General features: G+C 43.8%; 21 protein-coding genes. 8 read left to right on the top strand and 13 right to left on the bottom strand.

Going from position 1 to position 17,224, the window contains the following annotated elements; translation table 11 throughout:
- Positions 1-228 precede the first annotated feature (228 nt).
- Positions 229-1,398, top strand: a complete 1,170-nt coding sequence (locus PQ469_RS28825; RefSeq protein ID WP_274210744.1) for an alpha/beta hydrolase — start codon at positions 229-231, stop codon at positions 1,396-1,398.
- A gap of 53 nt (positions 1,399-1,451) precedes the next feature.
- Here the strand turns inward: PQ469_RS28825 and PQ469_RS28820 are convergent, their stop codons facing one another.
- The 7 genes from PQ469_RS28820 to PQ469_RS28790 form a co-directional block, all read right to left on the bottom strand.
- A complete protein-coding gene (locus PQ469_RS28820) occupies positions 1,452-2,945 on the bottom strand; it encodes a S41 family peptidase (protein ID WP_274210743.1) in 1,494 nt (497 codons plus the stop codon).
- Between the two features lie 96 nt (positions 2,946-3,041).
- Entirely contained in the window at positions 3,042-4,388 is a 1,347-nt protein-coding gene (locus tag PQ469_RS28815; protein WP_274210742.1) for an MFS transporter, read from the bottom strand.
- 359 nt (positions 4,389-4,747) lie between these two features.
- Complete coding sequence (locus tag PQ469_RS28810) at positions 4,748-5,587, bottom strand: IS3 family transposase (protein WP_274213817.1); 840 nt, start codon at positions 5,585-5,587, stop codon at positions 4,748-4,750.
- Entirely contained in the window at positions 5,557-5,946 is a 390-nt protein-coding gene (locus PQ469_RS28805; RefSeq protein WP_274209199.1) for a transposase, read from the bottom strand. The genes PQ469_RS28810 and PQ469_RS28805 overlap by 31 nt, the downstream gene beginning before the upstream one ends.
- A gap of 113 nt (positions 5,947-6,059) precedes the next feature.
- Complete coding sequence (locus tag PQ469_RS28800; protein ID WP_274210741.1) at positions 6,060-6,854, bottom strand: molybdopterin-dependent oxidoreductase; 795 nt, start codon at positions 6,852-6,854, stop codon at positions 6,060-6,062.
- Positions 6,835-7,548: a cytochrome b/b6 domain-containing protein gene (locus PQ469_RS28795; RefSeq protein WP_274210740.1), complete on the bottom strand. Its 714-nt coding sequence runs from the start codon at positions 7,546-7,548 to the stop codon at positions 6,835-6,837. Before PQ469_RS28795 ends, PQ469_RS28800 begins: the two co-directional genes overlap by 20 nt.
- 265 nt (positions 7,549-7,813) lie before the next feature.
- Positions 7,814-8,608, bottom strand: a complete 795-nt coding sequence (locus tag PQ469_RS28790; protein ID WP_274210739.1) for a DUF1223 domain-containing protein — start codon at positions 8,606-8,608, stop codon at positions 7,814-7,816.
- Between the two features lie 255 nt (positions 8,609-8,863).
- On the opposite strand from PQ469_RS28790, the gene PQ469_RS28785 reads away from it, so the two are divergent.
- From PQ469_RS28785 to PQ469_RS28770, 4 genes are all read left to right on the top strand, one after another.
- Complete coding sequence (locus tag PQ469_RS28785) at positions 8,864-9,436, top strand: sigma-70 family RNA polymerase sigma factor (RefSeq protein ID WP_274210738.1); 573 nt, start codon at positions 8,864-8,866, stop codon at positions 9,434-9,436.
- Positions 9,437-9,448: 12 nt separating this feature from the next.
- Entirely contained in the window at positions 9,449-9,727 is a 279-nt protein-coding gene (locus tag PQ469_RS28780) for a hypothetical protein (protein ID WP_090638303.1), read from the top strand.
- Between the two features lie 82 nt (positions 9,728-9,809).
- A complete protein-coding gene (locus PQ469_RS28775) occupies positions 9,810-10,055 on the top strand; it encodes a hypothetical protein (RefSeq protein ID WP_143065338.1) in 246 nt (81 codons plus the stop codon).
- An 85-nt stretch (positions 10,056-10,140) separates the two neighbouring features.
- Positions 10,141-10,722: a peroxiredoxin-like family protein gene (locus tag PQ469_RS28770; RefSeq protein ID WP_274210737.1), complete on the top strand. Its 582-nt coding sequence runs from the start codon at positions 10,141-10,143 to the stop codon at positions 10,720-10,722.
- A gap of 299 nt (positions 10,723-11,021) precedes the next feature.
- Here the strand turns inward: PQ469_RS28770 and PQ469_RS28765 are convergent, their stop codons facing one another.
- The 3 genes from PQ469_RS28765 to PQ469_RS28755 are packed head-to-tail and all read right to left on the bottom strand — an operon-like array spanning position 11,022 to position 12,690.
- On the bottom strand, positions 11,022-11,255 hold the full coding sequence (locus PQ469_RS28765; RefSeq protein WP_274209700.1) for a hypothetical protein: 234 nt from the start codon (positions 11,253-11,255) through the stop codon (positions 11,022-11,024).
- Positions 11,219-12,133, bottom strand: a complete 915-nt coding sequence (locus PQ469_RS28760; RefSeq protein WP_274209701.1) for an IS3 family transposase — start codon at positions 12,131-12,133, stop codon at positions 11,219-11,221. The genes PQ469_RS28765 and PQ469_RS28760 overlap by 37 nt, the downstream gene beginning before the upstream one ends.
- Before the next feature lie 2 nt (positions 12,134-12,135).
- Positions 12,136-12,690, bottom strand: coding sequence for a hypothetical protein (locus tag PQ469_RS28755; RefSeq protein WP_274209702.1), 555 nt, complete (start codon positions 12,688-12,690; stop codon positions 12,136-12,138).
- 106 nt (positions 12,691-12,796) lie between these two features.
- On the opposite strand from PQ469_RS28755, the gene PQ469_RS28750 reads away from it, so the two are divergent.
- The 3 genes from PQ469_RS28750 to PQ469_RS28740 all read left to right on the top strand — a co-directional run bounded on the left by PQ469_RS28750 (position 12,797) and on the right by PQ469_RS28740 (position 15,764).
- Positions 12,797-13,309, top strand: coding sequence for a molybdopterin-binding protein (locus tag PQ469_RS28750; protein WP_274210736.1), 513 nt, complete (start codon positions 12,797-12,799; stop codon positions 13,307-13,309).
- Positions 13,310-13,313: 4 nt separating this feature from the next.
- On the top strand, positions 13,314-13,943 hold the full coding sequence (locus PQ469_RS28745; protein ID WP_274210735.1) for a DNA-3-methyladenine glycosylase family protein: 630 nt from the start codon (positions 13,314-13,316) through the stop codon (positions 13,941-13,943).
- Positions 13,944-14,390: 447 nt separating this feature from the next.
- Positions 14,391-15,764: a DNA recombination protein RmuC gene (locus PQ469_RS28740; protein WP_274210734.1), complete on the top strand. Its 1,374-nt coding sequence runs from the start codon at positions 14,391-14,393 to the stop codon at positions 15,762-15,764.
- Positions 15,765-15,955: 191 nt separating this feature from the next.
- Here PQ469_RS28740 and PQ469_RS28735 read toward each other — a convergent pair whose 3' ends face one another.
- The 3 genes from PQ469_RS28735 to PQ469_RS28725 form a co-directional block, all read right to left on the bottom strand.
- Positions 15,956-16,318 (bottom strand): TM2 domain-containing protein, encoded by a 363-nt coding sequence (locus PQ469_RS28735; protein ID WP_274210733.1) that lies wholly within the window; start codon positions 16,316-16,318, stop codon positions 15,956-15,958.
- Between the two features lie 193 nt (positions 16,319-16,511).
- Positions 16,512-16,814, bottom strand: a complete 303-nt coding sequence (locus tag PQ469_RS28730) for a DUF2752 domain-containing protein (RefSeq protein WP_274210732.1) — start codon at positions 16,812-16,814, stop codon at positions 16,512-16,514.
- Entirely contained in the window at positions 16,807-17,220 is a 414-nt protein-coding gene (locus PQ469_RS28725) for a DUF4199 domain-containing protein (RefSeq protein ID WP_090651488.1), read from the bottom strand. Before PQ469_RS28725 ends, PQ469_RS28730 begins: the two co-directional genes overlap by 8 nt.
- Positions 17,221-17,224: the final 4 nt, after the last annotated feature.

The following is a 17,224-nucleotide window of genomic DNA, read 5'->3' as shown; positions in this document are numbered from 1 at the left end:
ATTAATTTAGCGTTCTGCAGCGGCGGCAGGAGGCGGTGGTGACTACTATGAGGCTTGATGAGCTTTTTAAACCCTTAAATCTGTAGGCTATTAAAGCGGCGCTTTAACGATGAAGACGTGGGCAATGCTATTAATTTTAACCGCGGGTACACCTGGTTGTTTGAGGCGGTTCAGCGGCATTTATTTACTTAACTGGTCCGGCCTGCCTGGCTATCATAACCCGAACCAATGAATTGTATTCACTATTTATTTTATAAAAGCCGCATGGTCCGTTTTGCTATTTGTATTGTTTTATTGCTGATATCCCTGCTCACCATTTTTAAGGCCTTTGAATACTCGATGTGGATGGTGTCTATCATAGCCACAGAGTTTTGCTGGGTGTTTATGCTGCTTACTTTGGCAGCGTTGTTATCGGGCTTTTTATCCCCCAGGTATCAGCTTGCGGGCACCATTACAGGCCTTATAGCATTAATTTTGTTTACAACGCCTATCATTAGGGCGTACCGTATTGCCGCGGGCCTGAATCAGGATTTTATAGCCGCATTTGGCCCGGGCGGCCCTATTGTTGATAGCGCCGGTACGCAACCGCCCTACAGCTTTTTTAATATGTTCAGGGGCAATAACGATGTTGCCTATAAAACCTATATCTACAACAAGTACCCGGATTTAAACCTAACTATGGATTATTTTCCCTCGCAAAAAAAGGGCAACAGGCCATGCGTGGTGGTTGTACATGGAGGATCATGGAACAAAGGCGACAACAAACAATTACCTGAACTGAACAGCTACCTGACCGGCATTGGTTACAATGTGGCGGCAATAACCTATCGCCTGGCGCCCAAATACCAATCGCCGGCACCGGTTGAAGATGTTTATGCCGCTATAGCTTACCTGCGCAAACATGCCGCAGCGCTAAATATAGATACCAACAATTTTGTGTTGCTGGGCCGGTCGGCCGGGGCGCAGATAGTTTTGCTTGCTGCTTATACCCAGCACGAGCCGGGTTTAAAGGCCGTGATTGATTATTATGGCCCGGCCGATATGGTTTGGGGATATTCTGTACCGGCAAGCCCCCTTATTATGGATTCGCGAAAGGTAATGTGCGATTATATTGGCGGAACGTATCAGCAGGTACCAAAAAAATTCGCGGCTTGCTCTCCGCTGGAATTTGTGAATAAGCAATCGGTACCTACTTTGATCATTCATGGAGCAAACGATGTACTGGTATCGCCCGACCATAGCAGGCGGTTGAACCTTAAGCTGGAACAAAACGGCATTAAACATTTCTATCTCAGGTTACCCTGGGCTACCCACGGCTTCGATTTTAACCTGAACGGGCCCGGCGGCCAGCTGGCCACTTATACTGTTGAACGCTTTTTAAATGCCGTCACAAAATAATGCTAACAGCAGGAATACCTTACCAGGCTCGTCAATACCGGCCTCAGCGTTATTTAGTTCCCAATCAGGCTTAATGCTTTTTTCAGGTCGGGATCGTTTTTTGTTACCACATCCAGCGGGGTATACAGCACGGCATACTTTGGTATAATACCCCTTGCATATAGCGGGTTTTTTGCAAAAGCATCTAATCGCATCCACGGAAACTCAACAACTATATGGGTATTTGGAAGCGTTAAATGTTGTAGCGTGCCCCCATTACAACCTTCCTCTGCGCCGGCTGTTTCACGGCCTATAAATGTCGCATTTTTACATTGCGCTTTTAGCGCTGCAGTAAACAGGGCAGCAGACGAAAAAGTAGCGCCATCAATTAAAACCAATAAATTCCCATTGTAATGGTTGGCCATTGCAAGCGGCAATGCGCCATATAACTTGCCGAATATTGGTTTAACACCAATGTGATACCATGAACTTTCTTTATTGCCCGGCTCAAAACCCGTTTTAAAACTTGCGGTCCGGCTTGTATCAAAGTATTTTTCAAAACTGTTTGCAGCCGGGTCAGGAATCCTCGATTTCATTTCCTTAACAATATGAAAAGGGGCATCGGCAAGGTATGATAATAGCCGGATAGCTATCCTGATATCGCCGCCGGTATTGTGCCTTAAATCAAGCACCTGGTTTTTTGTGCCCTGTTGATGGATTTGTTTGAATACCTCCTTGTAAAGCGTAGTATCGTCGTACTGAAATGTTGTTGCCTTAAAGTACGCGGTGGATTTATTTTTTAAAAAAAGCAGGGGAAGGTTGCCGGTGTTTTTTGCCTCGGCCCAGCCCGCAAAATTGTCAACCGGTTTCGGCTGGATGCTTGTATTGTTGCTGGCAGTATCCAACACTAAGTTTTTTACTACCCCTGCCTGTGTTTTAATGTTGATGTGATAGGGCCCTTTCCAGTGGTAATATTTATAACATGCATCTTCAAAGCCATCGTATTCGCTTAAAAATAATTCTTTAAATGTTTGGCCCTTGCCATCGGCGCAATACAAATCGGCCCCATGATCAATTATTTGTGCTGCCGGGATGTTATTCATACTTAAAATTTCGTCGCCGGTATTTAATTTATCAGTTTGGTGGGTTGTAACCCAGGCATGATGATCGCGAACCAATACTTCAAATGGTAAATGAGGTTCTTTATCAGCGCCTGTTTTTTTGTATCCTTCGGAATGCCTTAGCTGCGTATGTCCGCATTTTAACCTGCACAAGAAGGGGTAAATACTACTGATAAATTCGGTTTCGGTAAGCGGTCTGTCGATGGCCCCATAAGCCTGGTTATATGCCCTTTGTAAACTATCGGCTGAGGTATAAATTCCGTAAGCCGGGTGCATTTCTTTAATGGCCGCCCAAAGTACGCCAAGATCGGCCTGCATGTTTTTAACAGTAAGCTTATTCGCTGTTGTATTTGGAATTGCCAAAGCTTTAGGGCCATTTTGACGGCAAGCTGTAACTGCAATAACTAATGCCCATGGCATTAGCAGGAATAGGTTTTTCAAATTCATTGCAAAAAATATTATCTATTTACTCTTAACCCCTGATCCCGAAACCGCCTGAAATATTTTGTTTTTTCCTTCGCGCACGTCGGGCATTTCAACCATTCACCCACTCACCTTCGGCTCCCTGAACCGGCTAAAAAACACTATAGCCAACAGGCAAAGCACAGCGCCGCAAATACCATTAAGCCGCAGGCCGTAATCATGCCCCGGATCTTTACCATATACGGTTAAAAAAGCAAACAGGGCTATACCCAGTGTTTGGCCTAATTTTACAAACAGGTATTTAACGGCAAAAAACATCCCCTCACGGTTTTCGCCGGTACGCAAGGCCTCGCTTTGGGCAATCTCGGCAAGTATCGCGTTCGGGAGGATCCCTAATGAGGCCAGCGGAAAAGAGGCGCTTAAAACCAGGATATAAATTTGTACCTGGGGCGCAAATGGAAATTTACCCAAAAAAAATATCGCTACAAAAATGAGGCTCAACAAACCAAATGAAAAAAGCACAATTGTTTTTTTGCCGATTTTTTTTGACAGGTAATTAACAACAGGGTAAAACAACAGGGAAAGAAGCACCATCGACCCCATTAATATGCCACCCATTGATTTGGGCAAGGGCAGCAGTACTGTCAAAAAATATAATAAGCCACTGGATATGATGCTGAGCGACATGTAATACGAAAAATCGGATATGAGGTAGTACTTAAAATTACGGTTCTCGAAAGTTTTTTTGATAGCCGGAAAAAAGCGTAAATGTGTAGGCTTACTACTGGAGTATTTTTTTTCATCGATGGTTAAAACCGGTACCAGCATAATAAGGCCGGCAAAGCCACACAAGCCCCAGATGGTATACTGCACTGCCGAATTGCGGTCAAATACGTGGAAACTTTGCTGCACCAGGTCGGCAAAGTTATTTACCATAGCCGATATGATGATACCAATAACAAAACCCACCTGTTGAAAAGATGAAAGCTCTACTTTTTCGGCAGCGGTATCGGCCATCTCGGGTAACAGCGCGTTATACGGAATAATATAGCTGGTGGCAGCCATAAAAAAGCAAACAAGGGTAAACATGATCCAGGCCGCATTTTTCATGCTTTCCATTCGCATTACGGGATGAAAGGTAAGCGCGCAAAACACGATCGCGGGCAAAATAGCCCATTTCATGAAAGGGATACGCCGGCCTCCCGGGTTTTTACTTTTGTCGCTGAGCGAACCTATGAAAGGATCAAAAACAGCATCAACAAACCTGCCCGAGGCAACGATGATTGACATGATATTGAGCACCCCAAACACCAGCAATTGCGGCACCAGCGGAATTAAACCCGAGTTGGATGGCGGCAGGTAAAAATAAGGCAGCATCACGATAATGATATTAGTCATTACGCTCCAGCCTATCATCCCGCAGGCATATGCAAGTTGTTTTGAAAGTGGAAGTTTAGCTGCCGGCATGGTATGCAATATGCAAATATTAACTCAATGCCGCAAAGGGTGGGAGGGAAAAGGCGAAAGGTCAAAGGCAAAAGGTAGCTTCGGCGGCAGAGAGGGGGCAGATAAAAGGTGAAAGCCGAAAAGGTAGCTTCGGGTGAAGGAGATAAGCTACCGGAGGGTAGTGCTTAAATAAAGGCTCACCTTTCGCCTTTTACCTTTCGCCTTTTACCTTTGTCATGTCCTGAAAAAAGTAGACACTTTATTGTTTGTTACTTGAGGTGTTAATAAGTCGGAAACTCGTAGAGTTTTCGACTTATTAACACCCTTTTCTTTTTTTGCTTCTTTTTTTCTTTTAAAATTTCCTGTTGCTTGTTAATAACTTAAGCAGCAATATGCACCTGCTGCGGGGTTGCTAAATTCAGTGACCAGTGTGGCCGGTCCGTATTATACGACCATATCGCTTCTTTTACTGCCTTTACCGCATTGCCCTCAGATGTAAAAGCTTCATCTAAGCCATATTCCTGCTTTAGAATGCCGTTTATCCGCTCGGCTGTAGCATTTTCATAACAATGGTTCGCCTCAGTCATGCTGATCTTTATTTTGGCCTTCTTCAGCAGCTTTACATAATCCTTACTGCAATACTGAATTCCGCGATCTGAATGATGAATCAGGTCTTTGGTATCCGGGCATTGCCTGATGGCCATTTTCAAAGCATTAATAGCTCCTTTTATCTTTAAACTATCCGATAAATGCCAGCCCACGATCTTCCGTGAGTAGGCATCTGTGATCAGGAACAGATACACAAAGTCATCCTTTGTTCGGATATAGGTAATATCCGAAACCCAACCCTGGTGCGCCTTATGCAGCAGTTTATCTTTCAACAAGTTCCTGTATACCCTAAAACGATGGTAAGAATCTGTCGTTGAGATATATTTACGACGCCTCTTTACCAATAAACCGTTCCGCGCCAACAACTCAAAGAACTTATCCCGGCCAAGCTTTATTCCCGCTTGCTTCAGATCACCCTTTAAAACGGAGTACAACTTCTTGCCTCCTATACGCGGGTGACGCCTACGTACATCATGTATAAGCGACAATACCAACTGCTCATTTAACAGTTTCTTATCCGCTGACTCTACGGCTTTATAATAACCACTCCTGCTTACTTCGAAATAGCTACATAGCTCACTTAGCGCGTATCGCTTCCGGAGGAATCCGATGCTGCTGTGCCAAACTTTTTTTTTAAATCTGTCCCGTATAGTTTACCTGCCTGCCTGATCACTTCCTCTGCGCAATCTCTTGACAAATAGGCATCTGCCAAAGCTAATTTTAACTTCTTGACCTCTTTCTCTAACTCCAACAGCCGGTCTTTCTCATCTTTCGTTTCCACTCTAATTACCGTATTTAATAAATGTTGTTTCCCTAATTCTTTAAGCCATTTGTTTATCGTCTCTGCCCCACCTATGCCATAACGACGATTTGCTTCTGAGATCTGCAGACCCTCCTGTTCAATCTCATTGACTACTTTTTGTTTAAAGCTAATACTGTACCGAATTACTTTTCGCTTACTTTTTGTCATTTTTCCTGATTATTTAAGTTAACTATACTGTCAACCTATTTCAGGACAAGACACTTTCGCCTTTACCCTTTCACCTTTACCCTTTCACCTTTACCCTTTCACCTTCAACCTCCTTACAGTCCCGAATAATAATCGTAGCCTTGCTCGGCCCAGTAATCGGGCGGGCGGCTATCGCTAAAAGTCATGGTGCCTATGCGTTTCAGGTTTTTGATGCCATATTTAACCGGGATGATGAGCCTTAAGGGCGCGCCGTGTTTTGGCGGCAGCGGCTGTTCATTTACCTCGTAAGCCAGCAGGGTTTGCGGGTGCATGGCGCTCGGCATATCAATACCCACGTAATATCCTTTATCGGGCGTTGCCAGGCCTACATATTGTAGTTTTGCCTGGTCGTCTAATTTAAAGTGACTGATAAAATCACTGAATTTTACGCCACCCCAATGCGATATCTGGTCCCAGCCCTCAACGCATTTAAAATCATAAACAATATCGGTTTTTGGCAGGGCTTTAATATCGTCAATAGAGATGTTCAGCACCTCGCCCGAGTGTTTTTTTACCTGCAACCGCCAGGCGGCTATATCTATTTTGCCTTCGCTGCCAATATCTTCATTATGGCGTACGTTTTTGGCGGCCATTTCTTTGGGGTAAGTTTTTACCAGGTTATTATTGCTGAATACCCTGCGGAAGGCAAGCTCGGTTTTGTTTAAAGCCCTACGTAAAGGGGCCCGCGCCCCCGCGGTTACGGTTGCCGTTTCTTCGGGCGAATTATATAGCCATTTCCACCCACCATACGCTGCTCCGGCTGCTATAAAAAAGGTGCCAAATGATATAAAATTACGGCGGCTTATTTTTTGCTCAACCGTAAGGGGTTTTTTAGGGCCTTTATTTTTTTTATTGAACGGGGTTTTCATCGGTTTGTGGGGTTGGGGTTTCGGTAATTGGTTCAGGATCTTTCACGGTGATAACTTCAAAGCCGGATATTACCGAGCGGAAATTATTCCAGCCGGCAAGTATCACCTGTATTATATGGATCAGGAAGAAAAATACATAGCCAATAGTTAGGGCAAAGTGAAGTATGCGGGCAAAATGATAGCCGCCGCAAAGCCAGGTTAAATAATAAAACTGCACCGGTTTGTAAATAGCCAGCCCTGTTATCAGCGAGCCAAAACCCATTACAATAATTGCAGTGTACGCAATGCGCTGCGCGGCATTATATTTGTTTTGAGGCGGCGCCATTTTGCGGATGTGCAGATCATGCAGCAGCACCAGCCAGGCTTCTTTAAATGATTTTTTTTGCGGCACCAGTTCGCGCCACTCGCCCGATATGATGGTGTACAGTACGTAAACCAGGCCGTTAAGCGCAAAAGCCCACATAAACAGGAAATGGAAGGCCATCCCCTCAGATAACCGGTGGGTTATATTAAAGGCATGGTAAAACCCCTGCGGAAAAAAGCTGAAAAAAGTATGCCCAAACAGGGTGATGCTGTACTCATCATTGGCCCAGTAAATAAGCATCCCGCTCCATATCATAATGGTGAGGATGGGAAAATTTACCCAGTGCGTCCAGCGCATGACCAGCGGGTGTTTTTCTTTTATTGTTTTCATTGAGTATTATGTTTGACTTTGGAAAATTAAAGTGTTGAATGTTCAAATGAGTGTCGGCTTGTGCGATTCCTTCCTTGGGGAAGGAGGAGGCAGGGGTTAAATCAGGCGTTCAGCACCATTCTGCTTGTCGCTCGTATAACCCCTCCCTGCCTTTGCGCTCATTGTCAGCCGCACCACTCCCATTGGGAGGGAATAAAAAAAACTTTCTGAAATTCCTTGTTTGTAATCCACAACCCGTTTGTGAACAACAAAGCTTTCTTTTTAATTATTTACTCGCACCCATATCAAAGCCCGATTTTGCCGCAGCCAATATAGCACCGTTGCCGGTGTTTTGTACAAAGCCAATAACCTCATAGCCGGCAGCGCTAAAACCATTTGGCAAAGCAATATTTGCTGTGCCGGCGCCAGCTGTGTTTAATGGTACGCTTTGTAGGTTACGTACTATTTGCACGTGCGATAATGTGCGGCCGCCGTTTTCGCCACGCTGCACTTTGGTTTGCCCGTTTTTTTGCACCAGGGCCAATAGTAATGTGGTGTTCTTGCCTGCACCTTCGGCCTTGTACTGCACGGCAATATGGCCAGCGTTATTTTGCGCGTTAAGCGTTAGGCCGCCCGCCGGGGCGGCACGTAAGCCGGCGCTAATAGCATTACGCAAAGTACCTTCTTCCGATCCTACAAATTCCTTATGCCCGTTAACCACTACCTGTGGCGTATAAACCGATTGCAGGTTTAGCCAGTTAGCATATTGGTTTTGGCGTTTCGAGTAATCGGCACTGCTAAAAGGATCTTTCCAGCCCAGGCGGTTCCAATAGTCAACGTGGAAAGCCAAAATGTAAACCGGCTTATCAGCGTCTTCCTTCTGTATCCGCGCCACCAGCTCATCGGCCGGCGGGCAGCTGGAGCAACCCTCGGATGTAAAAAGCTCAATTACTGCAAATCCGTTGCCTGTAATTTCCCGATGTCTTTTGTTTGCTGCGCTATCGGAGATAGTAAATGCCAACGTTGCCAAAACCGTTACTGTAAGGCCGGCAGCGATAGCCAATATTTTAAATCGTTTCATAATCTTTATCAGTTTGATATACGTTTTTATGGCTTAGTCGGCTTGTTTTGGATATCCTTACAAAAAATTATTTTTTATTTGGCAGGCCCTATTGCAGGCAAATAAATGCGTAATTGAAATATAATCAACAGGATATATGTAAATTTAAGCAATTATAAACCGGTTTCGGGCAAGTAAAAAAAGCAATATTTTATTGTAAGGATTGGACGGCATAAACGACTAATAGAATAAAGGTTTTATGAAAATACTTATTTAATGGCTGCTGATAACCAACTTTTAAACCCCAGGCTTTGGGTTGAAACCCATGCCGATTATCTGTATGGCTATACGCTGTCGCGATTGAACGACGAAGAACTGGCTAAAGACCTGGTGCAGGAAACTTTTTTGGCCGCTTTACAAAGGGCCGATAAGTTTGAAGGCAAAAGCTCCGAACGTACCTGGCTAACAGCTATCCTTAAAAACAAAATCATTGATGTTTACCGGAAAAAATCATCGGGCTTAAAAAACACCGATGTTAAACAGGCCGAAGAGGAACAGCAGGATTTTTTTGACGAAGACAACGGGCATTGGAATAAGGCCTACCAGCCAAAGCCTTTTGGTATTGAAGACCATGACCCATTGGCAGGCAAGGAGTTTAACAGCATATTACAAAAGTGCATGCAAAAACTCCCCTCTCTTTGGATGGCTGTTTTTACCATGAAACATATTGATGATGCCAATACAGATATTATTTGCAGCGAGCTTAAAGTTACACAGGCCAACTTTTGGGTAATTATCCACAGGGCCAAATTGAACCTGCGTGCCTGCCTTCAAAAAAACTGGGTTTAAAAAATTAGCTATATGAGTCCACTAAAACATATTATATACAATTGCAGGCAGGCTACATTTTTGATTGAAAAAAAACAATACAAAAAATTAAGCTTCCGCGAATTTATCGAGCTGCGCATCCACCTGGCGGGATGCTCGGTTTGTACATTGTATAACAAGCAAAGCCGAGTTATTAACCAAATGGTGCAGCAGCTTTTTCATGACTCGATGAAAAACGAAGGGGCACATCTTGATGAGGGTTTTAAAAAAGACCTGCAACACCGTATTGACGAGGAACTGAATAAAAATTGAAATACTTTGTAAGGTATCATTAAGCCGCCCGACTAAGGTTGAAATGTTGGTATAAAACAACATGAAAACTAAAAATCAAAGTATGAAAACAATTATTTCAGGCGCATTGGCAGCAACAGTAGTTGCACTATGTTTAACCCTTAACGTGCAGGCTAAATCATTAACTCCGGCAAATTTAAAAGCACCGGTTACCGCAGTAAGCGATACCGGCAAAATGGCCAAGGGCAAAATGAAAATGGCTAAAATGGAAAAGAAAAAAATGGCCAAAATGGAAAAAAGCAAGATGAAGATGGATAAAATGAAAAAAGACACAGCAGGTAAAATGTAACCTGGTTTTGGTTTGTTGATCGTTTAGAGGGAGGTGATGCTCCCTCTTGTTTTTTAATCCTATTTTATAATTCTTAATTAATTCAATGATGAAAAAATACATTTTAATGTTAGTGCTTGCTTTTGCGGGCTTACAACTTCGGGCGCAAACAGGGCTTAATAAAGGGGACGACGCCCCCGTTTTTAGCACTACCGATAATGCGGGCAAAGCCGTTGATTTGAAAGCTTTATTAAAGGCGCATAAATCTGTGGTGTTGTTTTTTTATCGTGGCGAATGGTGCCCTTATTGTAATAAACACATTGCCCAATTGCAGGATTCTTTACAACTGCTGAGTGCAAGGGGAGCCTACGTAATTGCGGTAACTCCCGAAACTAAGGAAGGGATTGGCAAAACCGTCCAAAAAACACTTGCGTCATTTTCGATAGTGCAGGATAAAGGGTACACCATTATGAAAGATTATAAGGTTAATTATGTACTTGATGATGCCACCGTAGCTAAATACAAAGGCTTTGGCCTTGATTTAAATGTAAGTAACGGCAATACCGACCATGTACTGCCGGTGCCTGCTACCTATGTAATTAATCAATCGGGAAAAATTGCTTTTGTACATTTTAATAAGGATTATACCAGGCGGGCATCAATAAGCGATATTATGCGGGCTTTGTAATGGCAACGCTGATTGGCAGGTCATGGATAGACAGTAAACGTATCTAATGGCTTATAAAATGAGCTTATGGCGCCGGGAAGATAAAAGCATAAAATGACGCCCGATCCAGATGCCGAAGGGCCCCTTTTATCTGGTATAAACAGGCACAAATATTTGGATGCGCCTAAATTACGCGCTCAGTTTAGTGTTAACCATGATTAAATATAAAATATTGACTATCAAATATTTATAAATATTTTATCTGAAATATGTTAAGTTATGTTAACCCAATTAGATGCGTTTGACCCGTCCTGAAATAACTATACAGATTTGTGAGTTAATCCTGTAAACACTATACAGGTTCTTTTTTTAAAGATAAAGTTAAATAACTTGTTGTTTGTTTGTTGTGTTGGAATGTGGGAAACTCCTTCAGTTTTCCATATTTCAACACGTTTTTCTTTTTTTGCTTCTTTTTTTCTTTTTGCTGAACCTCCTCTTTTTGTTGATAACTCATCTGTCAGGCGGGTATGGCCAGCGGCTTTTCCTTCTCCCATTTGCCCGGGTATTCCTTCCAGCGTTTTTTCAGTACATCACCTTGTTCATGCGCCTGGCAAGGCGTCAGGTAGTCACAGCTTCCATGGGGCCTCAATTCGTTGTATGCCTTAATACTGCTATCGATCTTTTTATAAGTCTGCTCAAAGTTAACCGGGCTGATGTACAGGTCGAACTCCCCCTTGATGATGCCATTCATTCGTTCGGCCAGTGCATTCTCATACGGGTCACCCCGTTCAGTCATACTGATGGAAATAGTTTCGTTCCCAAGCAATTCCACATAATCCTTAGAGCAGTATTGGGACCCTCTGTCAGAGTGATGGGTAAGGGTTTGCCCGCTGTAACTGCGGACATCCAGGGCCATCTGTAAGGCCGCTATAGGCCCCAGCGCCAGCATATCCAGGCGGAAACAATAACCCATGATCTTACGTGAAAATGCATCTGTTATCAGTGACAGGTAGCCCCATTGGTTTTGCACCCGAATGTAAGTTATATCGCTTACCCAAAGTTCCTCCGGCCGTATAATATGCATTTCCTTTACCAGGTTGGCGTACTTATGCATCCAGTGCCGGGAATCGGTGGTGATTGCTTTTCGTTTACGCTGCCTGATCAGCAGCTTATGAGCGTCAAGCAAGTCAAACAGGTAGTCCCTGCCGATTTCTATATGATGAGAAGCCAGTTGCGGCTTAAGCAGATAAAGCATCTTTCTTGTCCCTAACCGGGGTAAAGGCTTCCTTATTTCATGAACAAGCTGCAGGATAATTTCCTCTTTGATAGAGTCATCCTGGTTTCTCCATAAGTGATCATAGTGCGCATGGCGGGTTTTGCCAAACAGTCCGCATAGAAACGCCCAGCTTAAATGCGCGTAATCCTGCTTCATTATCATGACTGCCTGGCCCCAGCTTTTTTTCTGATCTTGATCTTAAACTGATCCTCTGCTACATCAATAAGGGTATTTAAGGCACTGATCTTTAGCTGTGCATATTCCAAAGCCTTTTTTAAAGCTTCCGTTTCCGGGTCCGGCACACCAGACTGCCCTTCAGCTTTATCCTTCATCTCAAACTTTTCATGAACCGCAAGTTCGGCATTTTCTTTCAACGAGGCCTTAAGCCATTTATTTAACGTTTCTCCACTTAGTCCGTATGACTTCCTCGCTGCATAAGGTTTCAGAATGCCTTGCTCAACCTGGCGGACGACGGATCTTTTTTCTATGTCGCTTAAATGATATCCCCGCTGTTTTTCCTGGTACTCTTTCGAGCCGCGGTCGCGCATCCATTTACTCAGAGATGCCCGCGACATGCCATACTGATAGGCTATCACGCTCCGCGGAGTCCCTGATTCTATCAATTTTATGATCTCATTCCGTAGGCTGCTTTCAAAGTGACATCGCTTAGTAAGGCGAATCTGACTCGCTTTTTGTTCCGATTCTTCTTTCATACACTTTCTTTTAGTGTATAGTTATTTCAGGACGAGTCACGTTGACCCTGGTGTAATCGGGGAGTCTTGTTTAAATTTCAATAAGGCTCCCTATATTTACCAAACCATGAAAAAACTACTACTACTAATTGCATTACTATATAGTACGACAGTGTTTGCCCAGGAAAAGCTTAATCAAACGCAAAAGTTTAGCATTACCGGGCTGGTTGTAAAAGAATCAGTTATCACTATTGATTCCATTATGCAATACAAAGTGCAGGATATTGGCGAAATGAATGTGACCAATCACTTAGGTGAATTTAAACACAAGGACGAACAGCTGAAAGGCGTTTTACTGAAAGATATTTTAAGCCACACTGCATTTAAAACCACCGGCCCCAAGCTGCTGAGTACTTTTTATTTTGTTTGCCAGGGTATCGATGGCTACAAAGTGGTTTACTCATGGAACGAGCTATACAATACCGAAGTAGGCAATCATGTTTTTATACTTACAGAAAAGAATGGTATAAAAGCCGATAAGATGCCCGAAAGCCTGCAAATGAGCTCGGCTGCCGATTTTAAAACCGGCCGGAGGTATTTACATAACCTGGATAAGATCATTGTAAAGCAAGCCGAATAAACCCATGTTCGACCGGATTAACCATACCAACTATCACCAAATTTGTGATGAGCTTGCTTTAGCCGATCCTGATCTGGCTGATGTCATTAGCGCATACGGCTATCCGCCGCTTTGGTCGCGGCCCAACACGTTCGAAACCCTGGTGCATATTATCCTGGAGCAACAGGTTTCGCTGGCCTCGGCGCTATCCGCATTAAACAAAATGCGAGAGCGGGTACAGAAGATTACCCCGGCGAGGGTGCTATTACTTACCGACGAGGAATTTAAAGCATGTTACTTTAGCCGGCAAAAAACCAGCTATACCAAATACCTGGCCGAAGCTATCATCAGTGGCCAGATGGATTTAGTAGCCCTTGAACAATTACCTGACGACGTTATCCGCGCTAAACTAACCGCCCTGAAAGGCATCGGTAACTGGACAGCCGATGTATACCTGATGTTTGTGCTGCAGCACGCCAATGTATTCCCCATTGGCGACCTTGCCGCGGTGAATGCCTTAAAGCGGGTAAAAAAACTGCCAAAAGATGCGACCAGGGAAGAAGTGCTTGCCGTGGCCGAACGATGGGCGCCATATAAAACCGTGGCAAGCATGTTGTTATGGCATTATTATCTATCGGCGTCGAAGGGGAAATAAACACATTGTACAGTCGGCTCGCCACCATGCAATAAACGTCATCCCCCTTCAGAATTTTTAAAAATTCGCAACTCAGGATTACAAAAAGATCGTTTTCAAAATACTTTAGGAGTAACAAGATGAACTTCCCACACTTTGTTGGCCGAAGTCCGTCCGGTTCAAGCAGATCGCTATTATCTATGGCGTTATTATCTATCGGCGTCGAAGGGGAAATAAACACATTGTACAGTCGGCTCGCCACCATGCAATAAACGTCATTCCCCCTTCAAAATTTCGCAAAAATTCGCAACTCAGGATGACAAAAAGTTCGTTTTCAAAATACTTTAGGAAGTAACAAGATGAACTTCCCACACTTTGTTGGCCGAAGTCCGTCCGGTTCAAGCAGATCGCTATTATCTATGGCATTACTAAAAATATTAACCTAAATTTGCTAATATTTTTATCAAAATGAATTCAGAGATACTGATTATTGCCTCGGTTGTTATACTGCTGATAGCCGTTTTGCTGTTTATTAAAAAACCCAAAGCCATTGAGTTGATCTCGGCAGACGATTTGAACCGGCTGCGCTCAGAGAGCGACCAGCTTAAAATTGCTTTGGCCAAAGCCGAAGAAAAAGCCAGCGGCCTGGCGGGCGAAAAAGAAAACATTACCCAATTTTTAAAGGACGAGAAAAACCGGCTGCTGGACGAGTTACTATACGAACGTACCCAGTTAGCCGCTGCCAATAAATCGTTGGAGAACGCCCGCGCGTACTATACCTCGCAGCAGGAAAAAATGCAGGAGCAAAAAGTGGAGATAGAACAAATCCGCACGCAGTTCCAGCGGGAGTTTGAAAATGTGGCCGAAAAACTGCTGAAAGAAAAATCAAAAGAGTTTATTGATGTAAACCGCAACAATCTCGACCAGATTTTGAATCCGCTTAAAGAAAACCTGAAAGCTTTTGAAGATAAGGTAGAGAAAGTTTACAATATGGAAGCCGCCGAGCGCAATACCCTGAAAGGCGTAATAACTCAACTAATGGACCTGAACAAACAGATAAGTGACGAGGCGCAGAATTTAACCAGGGCGCTTAAAGGCGACAACAAAAAGCAGGGCAACTGGGGCGAAGTGATTCTGGAGCGGGTGCTGGAGAGGTCGGGCCTGGTGAAAGACCAGGAGTACCGCATACAGGCTGCCATGCAGGCCAATGACGGCACCCGCTATCAGCCCGATGTAATTATCGACCTGCCGGATGAAAAACACCTGGTTATCGACTCTAAGGTTTCGCTGATAGCTTACGAAAGGCTGATAAGCGCCGAAACCGAAGAAGACCGTAAGCTATTTGCCAAAGCGCATGTAGAATCAATTAAAAACCATATCGGTGGTTTATCGGCCAAAAAATATCACGACCTGTATAAAATAAACTCGCCCGATTTTGTACTGCTTTTTGTGCCGATAGAATCGTCGTTCAGTATAGCTGTGCAGCTGGATGGCGAGCTGTTTAACTATGCCTGGGATAAAAAAGTGGTGATAGTAAGCCCATCTACCCTGCTGGCTACCCTGCGCACTATTGCCAGCATGTGGAAACAGGAGCGCCAAAACCGTAACGTATTGGAGATAGCCCGCCTTAGCGGCGATATGTACGATAAATTTGTGGGCTTTTTAGGCGATATGGATAACATTGGCAAAAACATTACCTATACCCAAAATGCCTATAACAGCGCGGTAAATAAACTATCAGACGGCCGCGGAAACCTGACCACCACAGCCGAAAAAATCAAAAAGCTGGGCGCAAAAGCCGATAAAAAAATTGACAACAAGTATTTGGGGGAGGAGAGCTGAAAGCCGAAGGCTAAAAGCGCAAAGCCGAAGGCAGAAGCGAAAGGCAGAAAAAAAATAAGCAAATTCCGCCTGGGCGCTCCGGCTTTAGGCCTTCGGCTTTGCGCTTTCAGCTTACGAAAAAATCCACCCCGTAACAGAAGGTGGATTTTTTTGATATATATATGTTGAAACTTTGCCCGTAACCGGGAAACTTAGTTGGTCATTTTAGCGATATTGAAGCTCTCGAAGGCCATTTTTTGATTGTATTCGTTGGCAATGCCTTTATAATTAATCAGGTCGACGATGGTACCGATAAAACAAAAGCCTGCGGTAAAAAAGTATACAATGCCCATTCCAATCTGGTCGGTCATAAAACGTTGAATACCTGATACACCAAGGAAACCCGCAAGTGTAGCTAACAAAATATCCTGGGGGTTGCGGCGTTTGCTGGCGTAAACACCCATAAAATAACGTTGCTGGTTTTCGGTTAAAGCGGCGGTGGCCTGTTGTACAAAAGAAAATTCTTCAGGAGTCATTCCGTCGAACATCATATATGAATTTGGGTAAGTGCTCATTTTAGTAATGATTAAAGTTTGTGTTTGTTTTGATGATATAAAGGTACATCAGTACATAAAAAACACCTACGGGATATAGGTTAGCAGGGCTAACAAGTCGGTGAAACCGTAGGTTTTAGCGGTGAAAAAGAGCCTCACCTAAATCCTCTCCAAAGGAGAGGACTTTAAAAAGCAGATTGGTTTCCTTTGCAAGTCAAAAGCCCTCTCCTTTGGGGAGGGTTGGGTGAGGCCTTGCCAAAACATATATCCTATGAAATATCACCAGCACGGCCGGTATGCCCAGCCAATGCGCATGAAATGAATTGGAAATTTGCCCGTGAAACAGGTAGATAATGGAATGCCCCAAACCGCAGCCGGGGCACCAGGTTATCCCCATCAATTTTAAAGGGCACAATGTAAAGTGCGATGTGGCCTGTGGCGAGGTAAACGCCAGGCACAGCATTGCGGTAATCCAGAAAATGAGTTCAAAATAGTTGCGAAAAAGCCGTTTAATCAACCTTGTTTGATTTATTGGTAAACAGTAAAGATACCGCAAACGCCAATAAAACGCCAACTAACAAAGCACCAAAGATGCGGCCGGATGATTCCTTAAGGATATCATTCATGGATACACCACTGTAGCTAACATATAAAATCGTGGCAAAAACGGTTACAATACCGCCGGCAATCAATATTTTAAAGCTTTGTATCAGCGCTTCAAAAAATCCCATCTGGCCGTTACAATCATTTTGGCGATAACTATAAATGCCAATTAATAAGCCAATGGCCGGGATAATAAACGAAAAGTATTCAAGCGTGGCTACTTTGTCGCCGGTTGGTGTAATTCCCGAGGCGTGCATAACATACATCCAGATTCCGCTTAATATGCCAATAATAACGCCCCAAATAATTGCATTCTTCATGATA

This window comes from Mucilaginibacter sp. KACC 22773, from assembly GCF_028736215.1.
GTDB lineage: Bacteria > Bacteroidota > Bacteroidia > Sphingobacteriales > Sphingobacteriaceae > Mucilaginibacter.
The sequence above is the reverse complement of the archived record's forward strand: the minus strand, read 5'-3'. Positions and strand labels throughout refer to the sequence as shown.

Bases quoted from the DNA above. Each gene is read 5' to 3' on its own strand.
- PQ469_RS28745 (WP_274210735.1), top strand. From the start codon at position 13,314: ATGTTCGACCGGATTAACCATACCAACTATCACCAAATTTGTGATGAG.
- PQ469_RS28795 (WP_274210740.1), bottom strand. From the start codon at position 7,548: ATGAAAACAATAAAAGAAAAACACCCGCTGGTCATGCGCTGGACGCAC.
- PQ469_RS28815 (WP_274210742.1), bottom strand. From the start codon at position 4,388: ATGCCGGCAGCTAAACTTCCACTTTCAAAACAACTTGCATATGCCTGC.
- PQ469_RS28770 (WP_274210737.1), top strand. From the start codon at position 10,141: ATGATGAAAAAATACATTTTAATGTTAGTGCTTGCTTTTGCGGGCTTA.
- PQ469_RS28825 (WP_274210744.1), top strand. From the start codon at position 229: ATGAATTGTATTCACTATTTATTTTATAAAAGCCGCATGGTCCGTTTT.
- PQ469_RS28725 (WP_090651488.1), bottom strand. From the start codon at position 17,220: ATGAAGAATGCAATTATTTGGGGCGTTATTATTGGCATATTAAGCGGA.
- PQ469_RS28740 (WP_274210734.1), top strand. From the start codon at position 14,391: ATGAATTCAGAGATACTGATTATTGCCTCGGTTGTTATACTGCTGATA.
- PQ469_RS28765 (WP_274209700.1), bottom strand. From the start codon at position 11,255: ATGGGAGAAGGAAAAGCCGCTGGCCATACCCGCCTGACAGATGAGTTA.
- PQ469_RS28820 (WP_274210743.1), bottom strand. From the start codon at position 2,945: ATGAATTTGAAAAACCTATTCCTGCTAATGCCATGGGCATTAGTTATT.
- PQ469_RS28790 (WP_274210739.1), bottom strand. From the start codon at position 8,608: ATGAAACGATTTAAAATATTGGCTATCGCTGCCGGCCTTACAGTAACG.
- PQ469_RS28750 (WP_274210736.1), top strand. From the start codon at position 12,797: ATGAAAAAACTACTACTACTAATTGCATTACTATATAGTACGACAGTG.
- PQ469_RS28805 (WP_274209199.1), bottom strand. From the start codon at position 5,946: ATGACAAAAAGTAAGCGAAAAGTAATTCGGTACAGTATTAGCTTTAAA.
- PQ469_RS28755 (WP_274209702.1), bottom strand. From the start codon at position 12,690: ATGAAAGAAGAATCGGAACAAAAAGCGAGTCAGATTCGCCTTACTAAG.
- PQ469_RS28735 (WP_274210733.1), bottom strand. From the start codon at position 16,318: ATGAGCACTTACCCAAATTCATATATGATGTTCGACGGAATGACTCCT.
- PQ469_RS28785 (WP_274210738.1), top strand. From the start codon at position 8,864: ATGGCTGCTGATAACCAACTTTTAAACCCCAGGCTTTGGGTTGAAACC.
- PQ469_RS28760 (WP_274209701.1), bottom strand. From the start codon at position 12,133: ATGAAGCAGGATTACGCGCATTTAAGCTGGGCGTTTCTATGCGGACTG.
- PQ469_RS28775 (WP_143065338.1), top strand. From the start codon at position 9,810: ATGAAAACAATTATTTCAGGCGCATTGGCAGCAACAGTAGTTGCACTA.
- PQ469_RS28780 (WP_090638303.1), top strand. From the start codon at position 9,449: ATGAGTCCACTAAAACATATTATATACAATTGCAGGCAGGCTACATTT.
- PQ469_RS28800 (WP_274210741.1), bottom strand. From the start codon at position 6,854: ATGAAAACCCCGTTCAATAAAAAAAATAAAGGCCCTAAAAAACCCCTT.